Origin of the sequence: uncultured Imperialibacter sp., from assembly GCF_963974565.1 — a bacterium.
Classification (GTDB): Bacteria; Bacteroidota; Bacteroidia; order Cytophagales; family Cyclobacteriaceae; genus Imperialibacter; species Imperialibacter roseus.
Map to the genome: position 1 here is coordinate 114,851 of NZ_CAXBCJ010000008.1, position 12,541 is coordinate 127,391.

Sequence of the window (12,541 nt, forward strand, 5' to 3'; positions counted from 1 at the left end):
TTCTATGAAGAAATGGCTGCTAATTTTAACCCACCAGCTATGAATACCACGACTATATCAAGCCGCACTCTCCTTTTGACCGCCTTGGCTTTATCACCAACGTCACGATGTTTTTGAAAAGGAGCACCCTCCCCCTCCCTTCCCCCCTAGTTTTTTCCCTCCAACCTGCTAAATTGTATCCGCACCCTTTTTTTGTTAGATGCTTTTATCAACCCAACCTCCTCCCATGAAAAAACTTCTCTTCCTGTTCCTGGTGGTTTCCACCACAGCCTTTGCCCAACCCCAACCTGTCAAGCTCTTCATCTCCGTCGACATGGAGGGCATAGGCGGCATAGGCACTTCCAAAATGACCAGCGGCGGTAAAGACTACGACACAGGCCGCAAGCTGATGACCGACGAGGTGAATGCCGTGGTGGCGGCCATTTTTGAAGCAGGCCCTGCCACCATTGTGGTGAACGACAGCCACGGCGACATGCAGAACCTCCTCCACACCCAGCTCGATCCACGGGTAGAGTATATCCAGAGCAATATCAAGCCCCTGGGCATGGTACAGGGCCTGGACGCCAGCTTCGATGGGGTGATCTACATCGGTTACCACGCCATGGCAGGCACCGAAAATGGCTTTCTGGCTCATACCGGCTCCGGCTCGGTAAAAGGCCTTTGGATCAATGGCACCGAAGTGGGCGAAGGCGGCCTGAACACATTTTTCGCTGGTGCTGTGGGTGTGCCTGTCATCCTGGCCAGCGGCGACAAAACCTTCACCGAAGAAATCAAAAAGCTGATACCGGCGGTGCGCACCGTTACCACCAAGGAAGCCATTGGCTCCAGCGCCGCCAAACTCCTCCACCCCGACGTGGTGAAGAAGGAGCTACAGGCACAAACCAAAGCTGCCCTGAAGGACATTAAAAATGCCAAACCTCTGCCAGTGCAAAACCCCATTGAGTTTGTCATCAAAATAGATGCCCCCACCCGGGCCGACGTGGCCATGGGCATCCCCGGCATGAAGCGGATAGATGGCTACACGGTGTCGTACCAGGCCAAAGACATGGATGAAGCGTACAAGCTGATCCGGATTATTTATAAGTATTTGCAGTGGTAGCTTCCAGGTGTGAAGACACACCCGGAAACGTTGGTGGTAGCCTCCTGGTGTGAAGAAGCACCAGGAAACCTGATGTTGTATTCGGGAGCGCCTTGTCTCGGTAAGTGTCTCCACATCCCTCCGGCCAATCCTTTTTCCAAATCCTCCTTTTTTTTTTACCGGTTACCGTATTTTTCCAGTGCAAAAAAAGACCATGATCTTAAAAATAACCAAACAGGTTCAAGCTGACTGTGGCGGCGTGATGGCAGCCCTGGCCATGGTGGCGGCGAATACCATGTGGCCTGATGAGTGGGTGGTAAAAATGGAGTTGGGGGAGTAAGCCTTTATTCTTTTTTATTTACTATTGAAGGAACGGTAAATCCGTATGACAGAGGAACACTGATGCCAGCACTGACATTCGCCAGGCCGTCATACCTCCGTGGGTTACGGCAACTGCTGACTGCTCTTCTCTTTTCACAGGAGCGGCGTGCCCCCCAGGAAAACCAACCGTCCTCTACTTATCAGAAAAATTGGTACATTTGCATACTCTACCTAAACAACTGTCGGGTCTCTTTTGCAAGAAGAAAGTGATCGGCATCCAGTCTGCTGGCCTTGGCTGACGACCAGCGACAACCCACTACTACCTCCTGCTTGCTATTGACGCTATATTTATACAACCAAACAATTCCAACCGATGAAAACCAGAAACAAACTTGCCATCATGGCTGTCTTCCTCCTCACAATGGGGTGCGGCGGCGCTTCCTCAGAGCAAACAAAAGAACAAGAGGCAGCAGCAGAAAAAGCTGTGATCGACTCAGTCACCACCGCAGTGAATGCCTCCATTGAAACGCTGGAAACTGCGACCGAAGCGACCACGACATCCATTGACTCACTCTTAAGCGACATTTAACGATGAAAAAAATCTATTCATTAACCATCGCCTGCCTGATAATGGTAGGTTCACAGGCTTTAGCTCAGCAGGGCAAAAGCCAGGAGAAAGAAAAGCCAGCCCAGGCTGCCAAAGGAAAGGCAAAAGCTGATGAAGCGAAATCGAAGGTGAAGTCAACTGAAGACGAACAGGAAGACACCGACAAGGACAAGACCAAAGAAAAGAGCATAGAAAAAGCTGAAGAAGGAAAAAGCAAAGAAAAGGCAGAACAAGGAAAAGAGCGCAGCGAAGATGAGGCGGCTGACAAAAAGCCTGAAGAAGAAAAGGGCCAGGGCAATGCCTACGGCAAAAACAAGGGTGATTTGTCGGGCAAAGAGTTTGGCGCTTTGAGGTCAGAAGAGGCAAAGGATGCAGTATCCGCCAAACAGGGCGAACTGGAGAAGCAGATTTCTGACAGTGAAGAAGAGCTGAAAGAAGGTAAGGCAAAGGTGAAAGCTGCCAAAGAAAAGATAGAAAAGGAGCAAGCGGAAGGCAAAATCAGCGATACAGAGGCCAATGCTAAGATTGACCGTATCAATCAGGCGGAAGAGAAATTGAAGGAACTGGAAGAAAAAATAAAAAACGAAAAGAAGAAGCTCGGCGGAAAGTCGGGCGTACAATAGGCAATTGACAAAAGCCGGAACATCCTTGCCGGCTTTTTTGGGATCAAGCAATATTCCTGGGGGATTAATTCTTTTGACAAGAGTATTATGTCATTACATAAAGAAGCAAAAGATCCAAGCCTGTCCGACTGGAGAAGCCCGGCCGGGCGAGGCGCATTGAACCAGTTTTGCTTCTTTATTGTCTATCATTCGCCAAATGGTACTACGTTATTTCAGCGTCTTACTCCCCAGGTTTTCCGCTTGATCCCTTTTTTGTCATCTACTACAGAAGGATACTACATCTTGTGCCGGCGATGCCTTCATGCCGTTCCACGTCGGCTGCAAAAGCAGGAACCTTTAAGCCACTGCCCGTCATCCTGGCCAGCGGTGACAAAACCTTCACCGAAGAAATCAAAAAGCTGATGCCGGCTGTGCACACAGTGGCCACCAGGGAAAGCCATTGGCTCCAGCGCCGCCCGGCTTCTGCATCCTGATGTAGTAAAAAAAGAGCTACGGACACAAATCAAAGCAGCTTTGAAAGACCTCAAAAATGCTAAACCACTTGCTGTGCAAAACCCCATCGAGTTTGTCATCAAAATAGATGCCCCCACCCGGGCCGACGTGGCCATGGGCATCCCCGGCATGAAGCGGGTGGATGGCTGCACGGTGGCGTACCAGGCCAAAGACATGGATGAGGCGTACAAGCTGATCAGGGCTATTTATAAGTATTTGCAGTGGTAGCCTCCTGGTGTGAAGACACACCCGGAAACGTTGGTGGTAGCTTCCTGGTGTGAAGACACACCCGGAAACGTTGGTGGTAGCTTTCTGGTGTGAAGAAACACCCAAAAACAGCTGTGTGATACGGGCAGGAAGACACACCCGGAAACCTGATGGTGTTTTGTGAGTGTCTCCACTCACAACCTCCCTTGCTTTTCAGCTTTTACCAACGTTCACTACCTTCACGGCTTCAAAGGAAAGTGTTATGATCGTTAAAATGGCCGAGGGCAACCTCAAAACGAAATATGGGGAGTACCATGAGGTGCTCTACTACGACGGACAGAAAGAGTCGATTGCCCTGGTGATGGGCGATGTGAAAGATGGGGAACAAGTGCTTTGCAGGGTGCATTCATCCTGCCTTTTTGGGCATGCCTTCAACAGTATTGAGTGCGACTGCCGGGAGCAGATGGAAAAATCGCAGCAGCTCATACAACAAGAAGGCAAGGGCATTGTGATTTGGCTGGAGCAGGAAGGAAAGGGCAATGGCCATTTTGCCTTGCTCAAAAGTGTAGAGCACAAGCGCCAGGGTGTGAAGCAAGCCGATGCCTACGAAGCCGTCGGCTTCAAAAGAGATGCCCGGGACTTTCGGGCTGCAGCCAAGATACTGAAAGACCTTGGAGTGAGGTCTGTTCGCATGATTACCGGAAATGCAAACAAGACCGAAACGCTCACCAGCTATGGTGTGAAAGTGGTGGGCACCATGCCCACCTGACTATCGTTTTTTTAGTTCAAAAGGAAAGAAAACCCAAATTGGGGGTTGTTGAAAGAAATATTGAAAGAAGTTCTGGTGCTTGCTTCCCTGGAATTCAAGCCAAGCGATACACCTCCGATAGAACCGTTCAACAACACTCTGTCCATTACCTTCCAGCTGATTCCCGGGCCAGCCGTGACCTGATACGAGGTTGAATGCTCTGTCGTTTTTGCATTGCTATCGTCGGTGACAGATTTGTTGAAGCTAACACTGCCGCTTGCTTTCCAATTGAAGAAAATATTTTCGGTGATACCATAAAACTTCTGGTAGTACACGCCCGGGTTATAACTGACACTGTTGTACTTCGAAGAATTGTTGTCATCTTCATATTTACTACTGCTGAGCCCAAAACCTAATTGAAGCCCAACCAGCGCATTGCCTCTGACAGGCTTTGCCATTGATGGACTTAGCGAGAAGGATGTACTCTTGCTGAAATAGTCACCGTAATTAAAGGAAGCGTTTCCTCCAAGCACATAACTCGTGCCGTCAAACTGAGCGTAGGCAGCAAAACACAAGAGAGTTAAAATGATCGATAATTGTATCTTTTTCATGGGAGCATTTTTAAATGTTGGGAAAAAATGACTAGCACTGAGATTTGATCCCGCACTAGTTGATCAGGTAGGTAAACCCAAACTGAGGGTTGTTGAAACGGATGCTCAACTGATTTTCTCTGGAACTGTCTGAGAAGCCGGGCGACTCGGAGGAGCCATCCCGATGATAATAGCTAATGCCGCCAAGGGAGGCGCTGAGCATCAGCTTCTCCATTACCTGCCAGCCGAAACCAGGCACCCACCTGATGTTGTAATATTTCGATTCTGCAGAAGAATCTTCCGTCTCATAATCGATCAAATTCAATCCCGCCATCGCCTGCCAGTTAAAAAACACCTTGTCCGACAATTTGTAGTAATGTTGATAAAAGATACCGGCACCTATTCCGCTCTGAATCTGTTTGGCGTCAGATCCGTCATACTTTGCGACCGACGCAAAGTAGTTAAACGACAACCCAATCAGGGCGTTGGAGTTGATTGTTTTAGCAAGTGTTGGGCTGATCCCTATGGATGAAGCGTTTGGAAAAAGGCCACTATTGTAGTCGGCAGCACCGCCGATCACAAATTTGGTGTCTTCGAACTGGGCGTAAGCCGACCCGGCGAAGAGCAAAAGGAGAAAAGCTAGTTGAATTTTTTTCATAGGTATGTGTTTTAATCGATAGGATAACAATAATTATACCGAATTATTATTGAATTGCATGCTTTTATAAGTTCAAATGTTCCTACAAAGGCTTTCATTGCCAAAAATATTGCGTAAAACTTATTCCAAAGAGCAAGAATTAAAGAGGGTGCCTTTGCTGGTTGTAGAAAGCAACCTCTTTCACTTATTGTAAATAATTACCTTCATCCTGTAAGAAATCCACAGAGCCCGGTACTAGCTAAGTAACCACCCGGTAAAAATGAAGGAAAGCGAACAGCAACACATTTTCAATACCTGGCTTAGTCAATACAAAGCCCTCCTCTTTAAAGTGGTGCGGGCCTATGCGTTCACGGAGTTTGACCGGGACGATTTGTTTCAGGAAATCACCATACAGGTGTGGCATTCTATTCCAAAATTCAGGCATGAGTCAGCGGCGAGCACCTGGCTGTACCGGGTGTCGCTCAACACGGCCATACGCTGGTCGATGAAAGAAAAGAAGCACAGCGATGGCCGGGAGTCGATAGAAGGGCTGCCATCAGCACACCCTTTGCTGCTCCAGGAACAAGCGCCGCACAACGACGAAAAGCTGGCCTGGCTCTACGCCGAAATCGCTTTGCTGAGCGAAGTAGAGCGGTCGCTTACCCTGCTGCTACTCGACGGCTTTAGCTACAAAGAAATGGCCGACTTGGTGGGTTTAACCGAAACCAATATTGGTGTTAAGATTCACCGGATCAAGAAGCATTTGACCACTCAATCTAAAAAATATGAGCACTATGGAATTTGAGGATTTAAAAAAAATTTGGGACACTCAAAATAACGAACCTATGTACGCTATTAACGAAACAGCGCTGCACCAGCGCATCCATCAGCACAAAAACAAAACCGGGTGGCTGGCTCATGTCAATGAGATGGGCATGATGTTCATTGCCACGGTAACAGGAGGTTTTTTACTGATTGATGCAATACGTGATCAGGAAAGTGCCTATTCGTACGTGGGTGGGCTGGCTTTCCTTGTTATTGGTGTTTTTGTGTTCTTCAGTCGTCGTCAGAGAAAGAGGAATGAGAACAGGTTTGACCAATCGATGCTTGCCGAACTTGATCAGGCTATCAAAAACGCAGGTTACCTAGTTACCTTTGCCCGAACGTTCGTGTGGTGGTTCCTGCTGCCTGCAGCCATCTTTTCATTTCCTAACCTGGCATTGAACAACGCTTCGTGGGAGAAATACCTGCTTGTACTGGGTGCTTTCCTGCTGTCTTATTTAGTGGTTACATGGGAATTGCGCAAAGTACATTTGCCCCGAAAGAAAAAGCTGGAGAACCTGCGTGATAAATTGACCGGGGACCGGGAATTTTCCTGAACGACTGACGGTGGTATTGGCAATGCACAGGGCAAATGCATTCTGATTAAAATGACAGAAAAGTGCTGCATCTTTTACTTGCCAACGCCGTTAACTCATGCAATAATTGACGCTTAATTCTAAATGGCCAAAACACACCACTATCAATCCACTGTTCGCTGGACAGGCAACAAAGGCACCGGCACCTCAGGCTACCGTGACTATGAGCGGAGCCACACGGTCAGCATCGACGGAAAGCCCGACATCCTCACCTCCGCCGACCCCTCTTTCCGTGGCGACAAAAGCAGGCACAATCCAGAAGAGCTGTTTCTGTCTTCTTTGTCTTCCTGCCACATGCTGTGGTTCTTGCACCTATGTTCCGATGCCGGCATTGTGGTTAACGAGTACGCAGACAATGCTGAGGGTACCATGGTGGAAAACCCTGACGGCAGCGGACAGTTCAGTGAGGTGGTGCTGAGGCCTGCTGTTACAATTACCGATGCCGCAAGAGTTGATGAAACCCAAAGGCTGCATCACAAAGCCAACGAGATGTGTTTTATTGCGAGGTCTGTCAATTTTAAGGTAAGGCATGAGCCAAGTGTAAGGATGCTCTAACGACACTGACTTCACCCGAAGTCGAGTAAGAGAAAGAAATCACCGATATCTTTTGCCATTTCGTCGAATTTCCGCTTGCCATCATGAAATTGTTTTGATATTCGCACCGAATCTGTTGACCTGATCAGAATCCTATATAATTTTCTAAAAGCTGCAAAGCTGATAGAAAACATTATTATGGTTAATAGAAACTCTTCTCACTTATTAAATGTATGGGCAAAAGGTATCTTTTTGGTGCTGTCCTGTTTCTCTCAAGCTTTCTTGTTTTTCATTCCGTCAGTTTTGCTGCGACTTTCTATTCCAGAGCATCCGGGAACTGGACTTCAACTGCTACCTGGTCGACAGTCGGATGTAGTGGAGCCGCAGCCTCCACCACGCCTGGCTCCAGCGATGACGTGGTCATTTGTGCCGGGCACACAATAACCACCAACTTCAATGCAAACACCACCATCCTTAACCTAACAATTAATGCCGGTGGGGTGCTAAGCATGGGTACCAACAAGCACCTGTTGTGCAAAAACCTTTTATTAAACGGTACGGTCAACGGTGGCTCCAATGGGCAGGTAAGATTTGCTGGTACCGCTGGCAGTACTTTGAGTGGAACTGGCACAGTTGCCGTTACCAGTGCCAGCTCTGGCCTTAGACTAAGAAACAATGCCACGGTGCTGCCGGGAACAGATATTACTTTCAGCAATAGTTCCAGGTTAGATCTTGCCAAAAGGACTCTGACCAACAATGGAACCATCCGCATGACAGGGACGTCGACGCTGTTGGGAAATGCGACGACGAACGGTGTTTTTAACAATGCAACTTCCACCTCATTTCTCTATTACAACACACCTGCCAACTTTCCAACGACTGTAAGGCTTACAGCGACCGACACTGGTAACACAGTAGTTTTTGGTGCAACTTCCGGCGGGCCTTATACAATGGATGGCCAGGGCAGCTACCACAACCTGATCATTCAGGGTGCGGCGACTAAGCGACTCAGCCCCACCAATATCAATATTGCAGGTTTGCTTACTATAGCCAGTGGGTCGACGCTGGATGCCAATGGAAGCAAGATCATCAGCCTCCAGGGAGACTGGGACAACGATAATGGCGGCACATTTACAAAAAGCTCCTCTACGGTCATTTTCAACTCATCCACGGCGAATCAAACGATTTATACACCCGGAGCAGGGGAGAACTTTTATGCATTAACGATTAATAATACATTTTCGGGGGGCACCGTAACTGCCAATGGCAACATTACGCTCACTGCGGCAGCAACTTTACAAATCACATCAGGAGTTTTCATTACCGGCACCAATACACTCGGACAAACCGGCGCTGCGAACTTCACCATGTCTGGTGGTGAGTTGCGAATGGCTAAACTAAGCACAACGCTGCCCGAACTCACCGGCACCTACAATATCACGGGAGGAACAATCACCTTCAATGGTGCAGGTAGTCAGACCATAAGAAGCCTTGCGGCAGCACCCGCACAGTATTATCACGTCAACCTAAGTGGAACCGGTACCAAGACGTTGGCAGGTAATATTTGGGTCAATGGAAACTGGTTGAACAGCGGAGTGACGCTGTCGGGCAACTTTTCGGTGACCTTTGGTGGTGTTGCCGACCAGACTATCACCAAAGCTGGTGGGGAAAGCTTCTACGCACTAACTGTCAACAAGCCGAACACCCTGGTTCTGGAGTCTGGCACAGACCTGACAATCACCAACGGGCTGACTATGACCACAGGCGACATCAACCTGAATACGAGAACACTGACTCTCGGTTCCGGTGCAGGTGGGTCACTCACCAGAACCGCTGGCAAAGTTTACGGAGGAGCCTGGAAACGCTTTTTTCCAGCCTCAGCTATAACAAGCACTTCAGGGTCATTCTACGGCCTGTTTCCTATTGGCACAGCGCTCGATTACCGCCCTGTTGAAATAAACACCACTGTGTCGCCAACCACGGCTGGCTATGTAACAGCCACACATACCGACGGAACCACAACCACCGATGTGAGTTATATCGACAATGAGGGTGCCACCATTCAGCGGATAACCGCTATGAGAACCACTCTTGTCACGCAAACCCTGGCCGGTGGTGCCTACAACCTGAATGTCACCTTTACCTCTTTGTCGAGCGCAGGAGCCACCTCTGATCTGAAGCTTGAAACGCTGACGGGGTCTCCTCAGGGCGTAGGGGTAAGTGCCGCAACAACAGGGAGCACCTCTTCACCAACCGGCAAAAGAACCTTGCTGAATGTGACCCAATTGAACAATGACTTCGTATTGGGCACTACCAACAAGGCCACTACGCCGATGAAAAGCACCTACTATTCAAGAAAAACAGGCAACTGGAATGACGCCTCCGCAGGAAACGGCACCTGGGCTTTATCAGATGGAGGCTCAAGCTGCGATTGCGTCCCGCCTTCATCGTCCGACGCAGTGATCAACAACGGCCACACTGTGACCATCGCCGCAGCTTCAACCGCTGACTACATCATCGTAAGGTCAGGAGGGAATCTGGTAGGCACAAATACGCTCATTGTTAACTTTGATGTTACTGTTGAAGGAACCGGCAAGGTGGCACCAACAGCTGGCAGCTGGTCTATTGGGAGAAACCTTAACCTCACAGGCACTACCCTTTCAAGCAGCGGCGCCGCCACTACCATCAACGGAGACTTCGTGCTCAATCCAGCGAATTCTTTAACTCTTTCGGCTCCACTCACAGTGTCGGGCAACGCTACTTTGAATGGCACACTGGATGTTGGCGCTTCCACACTCACGCTCAATGGCGCTTCCAAAACCATTTCCGGCAATGCAACGATCAATGGCAGTGGCACGGTAACTATCACCGGTAACAAAAGCACAACGGCACTTGCCAATATTACTATTGTGCCGGGGCTGACCATTTCGGCAGGCACTACCTTTGTCAACAACGGAACCATCACCTTGCTTGGAACGGCAACCGGACTCAATGCCACCACCTCCATCTGGACAAATGCTGCTTCGTCTACGTTGAATATCCAGGGGGCAGGTTTTCTGGCAACAGGCGTATTGAATGCCAATGCCAACAACCTGGTTACGTACAGCGGAAGTGGAAGCCAGGCAATTAAGGCGCCAGCAAGCGGGTATTACAACCTCACAGTTTCAAACGCAGGTACAAAAACCTTGTCGGGAGCCACGGTGGTTTCCAACCAGCTAACTATTCAAGGGGCGGCCATCTTCGACGCTGCAACCAACGGCCTGACAGGCACGGCAAACTTGTCAATGACGGGCACCTCACAACTCCAGCTCGGCAATACCGCTACTGGTACCTATCCAGCCCTTTCCGGCACCTACTCGCTGGCCGGCGGCACTGTTGTGCTGAAACAATCTCCAGGTGCCTCCACAGCCTACACTATCCGTGGGGTCGATTACTTTAACCTGACCCTCAATGGCGGCGGAGCAGCCAACTATACCTTTGGCACTTCCGCCAGCATTGCAAACGACATGAACGTCTCCTTCGGCGGAACCTCTACCTTCGCTAATCCAAACGGGGGGCTGTCTGTAGGTAATTCGTTCACTTTCAATGCCGCAAGCTCAGTGGCCACTACGCTTTCGTCAGAACTTTTGGTCGGCAGCTTTACTTTGTCGGGCGGCACCATTGCCGATGGTGGCAACGTAATTGAAATCACAGAAGCGGGTGGCTGGATAAGAAATGGTGGAACCTATACAAGCTCCGGCGCAGGAAGGGCCTATTTTACAGGCGATGTCGAACAATCAATCGGAGGCTCAATGCCCACTTCTTTCAGAAGGATTGAAATGGAGAATACCAGTTTAACCGGTGTGCGCCTTAATCAACCCACCACTGTAACGACGCAGCTTCTCCTTACAGCGGGAAAAATCATCAGCACCGCAAGCAACTACCTGCTCCTGAGCGCCTCCGCATCGTCCGATCCCGGGTCGGAGGACAGCTTTGTTGAGGGGCCTATGAGAAAAACAGGGTCAGCTGATTTTGTGTTTCCGGTTGGCAAAGGCAGCGTATGGGCAAGAATTGGAATCAGTGGCTTGTCTGCCTCTTTAACATTTCAGGCAGAGTACTTTAACAGCGGATACGGTGGCTACGATGTTTCTCAGGCTATTCCTCAAAACATGCACCACGTCAGCTCTCTTGAGTACTGGCAGCTGGACCGTGTAAGCGCCTCTGGAAGTGCGAGTGTCACGTTATATTGGGAAAATTCTGACGTAAGTGAGATCAAAAACTGCGGAGATTTGGTGGTAGCCAAGGGCAACGCCTCCTCCGAATGGGAAAACGCTGCGTCTATTGGCACCACAGGCTCCTGCGGTCCGGCTGGTGCAGGTTCGGTGACCTCCCAGTCCCTTTCCACTTTCAGTCCGTTCACTTTCGGTGCTATTCAACAAGGCCTTAATCCGCTACCAATCAAACTACTGCGTTTTACTGCCACTCCGGCAAAAAGCAAGATAGACCTCCTGTGGGTCACTGCCCAGGAAAAAAACAATGACCGATTTACCCTTGAGCGATCAGGCGACGGCATTTCTTATGAGATACTGGAAGAACAAGCCGGAGCAGGTACCTCAGACAGGGTGCTTACCTACGAGGCAGAAGACACCAGTCCGCTGAAGGGCATCAACTATTACCGACTGAAGCAAACTGACTACGACGGAAAGTTCGAATACTTCGGGCCAGTGGCTGCCTCGATTAATGCGGTGAAAACAATTGAAGTTTTCCCCAATCCTACTTCAGAAGTGATCAGGTGGCAGTGTCCGGAAAAAGTTATTTCCATTAAAGTATTTGACAATTCGGGCAAACTAATGTTCCCAATTGCTCTGAAAGACGGAGATACCCCTGAACTGAATCTTTCTAACCTGCCCGACGGCATGTATCAGATCCAGTTCTTCTCTCTCGCAAAAATTTACAATGCAAAGGTGACCAAGAACTAGGGGAGCTATTCCATCACCTCCTGTAGTTTCACGTATGCTCCTCCCAGCTTCTCGTTAATGGGAAGCTGGCAGGCAAGGCGGCTGTTGGGCAGGGCATTGGGCAGGGTATCCAGCATGTCCAGTTCGGCGTCTCTTTGCTCGTCCAGCTGATCGAGGCCTTCCTCTACCGACACATGGCAGCTGGCACACAACGCCATTCCCCCACACGTGCCGAGCACCGGAAACTCCGACGCTTTCAGCACTTCCATCAGGTTGAGGCCCATGTCGCCGGGCACTTCAATTTCCTGCACCTCACCTGCCCTGTCCTCTACTTTAAATTTAATCAATT

The 12,541-nt window shown here is 49.5% G+C and carries 14 protein-coding genes; 10 read left to right on the top strand and 4 right to left on the bottom strand.

What is annotated here, in order from left to right; translation table 11 throughout:
• The first annotated feature begins 226 nt into the window (after positions 1–226).
• From AAC052_RS12995 to AAC052_RS13010, 4 genes are all read left to right on the top strand, one after another.
• A complete protein-coding gene (locus tag AAC052_RS12995) occupies positions 227–1,099 on the top strand; it encodes a M55 family metallopeptidase (RefSeq protein WP_339813807.1) in 873 nt (290 codons plus the stop codon).
• 193 nt (positions 1,100–1,292) lie between these two features.
• On the top strand, positions 1,293–1,418 hold the full coding sequence (locus AAC052_RS13000; protein ID WP_339813808.1) for a hypothetical protein: 126 nt from the start codon (positions 1,293–1,295) through the stop codon (positions 1,416–1,418).
• Positions 1,419–1,772: 354 nt separating this feature from the next.
• Positions 1,773–1,988: a hypothetical protein gene (locus AAC052_RS13005; protein WP_317487870.1), complete on the top strand. Its 216-nt coding sequence runs from the start codon at positions 1,773–1,775 to the stop codon at positions 1,986–1,988.
• A gap of 2 nt (positions 1,989–1,990) precedes the next feature.
• Positions 1,991–2,629 (top strand): hypothetical protein, encoded by a 639-nt coding sequence (locus AAC052_RS13010; protein WP_317487871.1) that lies wholly within the window; start codon positions 1,991–1,993, stop codon positions 2,627–2,629.
• 262 nt (positions 2,630–2,891) lie between these two features.
• Here AAC052_RS13010 and AAC052_RS13015 read toward each other — a convergent pair whose 3' ends face one another.
• Positions 2,892–3,128, bottom strand: a complete 237-nt coding sequence (locus AAC052_RS13015) for a hypothetical protein (protein WP_339813810.1) — start codon at positions 3,126–3,128, stop codon at positions 2,892–2,894.
• Between AAC052_RS13015 and AAC052_RS13020 the strand changes: the two genes are divergently transcribed.
• Together AAC052_RS13020 and AAC052_RS13025 are read left to right on the top strand one after the other, a co-directional pair.
• The gene (locus tag AAC052_RS13020; protein WP_339813942.1) at positions 3,092–3,349 is read left to right on the top strand and encodes a M55 family metallopeptidase; all 258 of its coding nucleotides are present in this window, start codon (positions 3,092–3,094) and stop codon (positions 3,347–3,349) included. The genes AAC052_RS13015 and AAC052_RS13020 overlap by 37 nt on opposite strands.
• Positions 3,350–3,590: 241 nt before the next feature.
• A complete protein-coding gene (locus AAC052_RS13025; protein WP_339813812.1) occupies positions 3,591–4,097 on the top strand; it encodes a GTP cyclohydrolase in 507 nt (168 codons plus the stop codon).
• A gap of 11 nt (positions 4,098–4,108) precedes the next feature.
• On the opposite strand, the gene AAC052_RS13030 is transcribed toward AAC052_RS13025, so the two are convergent.
• Together AAC052_RS13030 and AAC052_RS13035 are read right to left on the bottom strand one after the other, a co-directional pair.
• A complete protein-coding gene (locus AAC052_RS13030) occupies positions 4,109–4,687 on the bottom strand; it encodes a hypothetical protein (protein ID WP_339813813.1) in 579 nt (192 codons plus the stop codon).
• A 55-nt stretch (positions 4,688–4,742) separates the two neighbouring features.
• Entirely contained in the window at positions 4,743–5,324 is a 582-nt protein-coding gene (locus tag AAC052_RS13035; protein ID WP_339813814.1) for a hypothetical protein, read from the bottom strand.
• 259 nt (positions 5,325–5,583) lie between these two features.
• On the opposite strand from AAC052_RS13035, the gene AAC052_RS13040 reads away from it, so the two are divergent.
• From AAC052_RS13040 to AAC052_RS13055, 4 genes are all read left to right on the top strand, one after another.
• Complete coding sequence (locus tag AAC052_RS13040) at positions 5,584–6,108, top strand: RNA polymerase sigma factor (protein ID WP_339813815.1); 525 nt, start codon at positions 5,584–5,586, stop codon at positions 6,106–6,108.
• Positions 6,109–6,148: 40 nt separating this feature from the next.
• Positions 6,149–6,682, top strand: a complete 534-nt coding sequence (locus AAC052_RS13045) for a hypothetical protein (protein ID WP_339813817.1) — start codon at positions 6,149–6,151, stop codon at positions 6,680–6,682.
• A 123-nt stretch (positions 6,683–6,805) separates the two neighbouring features.
• Positions 6,806–7,276 (top strand): OsmC family protein, encoded by a 471-nt coding sequence (locus AAC052_RS13050; protein WP_339813818.1) that lies wholly within the window; start codon positions 6,806–6,808, stop codon positions 7,274–7,276.
• Positions 7,277–7,488: 212 nt separating this feature from the next.
• Positions 7,489–12,213 (top strand): T9SS type A sorting domain-containing protein, encoded by a 4,725-nt coding sequence (locus AAC052_RS13055; RefSeq protein WP_339813820.1) that lies wholly within the window; start codon positions 7,489–7,491, stop codon positions 12,211–12,213.
• Between the two features lie 5 nt (positions 12,214–12,218).
• Here the strand turns inward: AAC052_RS13055 and AAC052_RS13060 are convergent, their stop codons facing one another.
• Complete coding sequence (locus AAC052_RS13060; RefSeq protein ID WP_339813944.1) at positions 12,219–12,539, bottom strand: 2Fe-2S iron-sulfur cluster-binding protein; 321 nt, start codon at positions 12,537–12,539, stop codon at positions 12,219–12,221.
• Between the last annotated feature and the right edge of the window lie 2 nt (positions 12,540–12,541).

Bases quoted from the DNA above. Each gene is read 5' to 3' on its own strand.
- AAC052_RS12995 (WP_339813807.1), top strand. From the start codon at position 227: ATGAAAAAACTTCTCTTCCTGTTCCTGGTGGTTTCCACCACAGCCTTT.
- AAC052_RS13000 (WP_339813808.1), top strand. From the start codon at position 1,293: ATGATCTTAAAAATAACCAAACAGGTTCAAGCTGACTGTGGCGGCGTG.
- AAC052_RS13005 (WP_317487870.1), top strand. From the start codon at position 1,773: ATGAAAACCAGAAACAAACTTGCCATCATGGCTGTCTTCCTCCTCACA.
- AAC052_RS13010 (WP_317487871.1), top strand. From the start codon at position 1,991: ATGAAAAAAATCTATTCATTAACCATCGCCTGCCTGATAATGGTAGGT.
- AAC052_RS13025 (WP_339813812.1), top strand. From the start codon at position 3,591: ATGATCGTTAAAATGGCCGAGGGCAACCTCAAAACGAAATATGGGGAG.
- AAC052_RS13030 (WP_339813813.1), bottom strand. From the start codon at position 4,687: ATGAAAAAGATACAATTATCGATCATTTTAACTCTCTTGTGTTTTGCT.
- AAC052_RS13035 (WP_339813814.1), bottom strand. From the start codon at position 5,324: ATGAAAAAAATTCAACTAGCTTTTCTCCTTTTGCTCTTCGCCGGGTCG.
- AAC052_RS13040 (WP_339813815.1), top strand. From the start codon at position 5,584: ATGAAGGAAAGCGAACAGCAACACATTTTCAATACCTGGCTTAGTCAA.
- AAC052_RS13045 (WP_339813817.1), top strand. From the start codon at position 6,149: ATGTACGCTATTAACGAAACAGCGCTGCACCAGCGCATCCATCAGCAC.
- AAC052_RS13050 (WP_339813818.1), top strand. From the start codon at position 6,806: ATGGCCAAAACACACCACTATCAATCCACTGTTCGCTGGACAGGCAAC.
- AAC052_RS13055 (WP_339813820.1), top strand. From the start codon at position 7,489: ATGGGCAAAAGGTATCTTTTTGGTGCTGTCCTGTTTCTCTCAAGCTTT.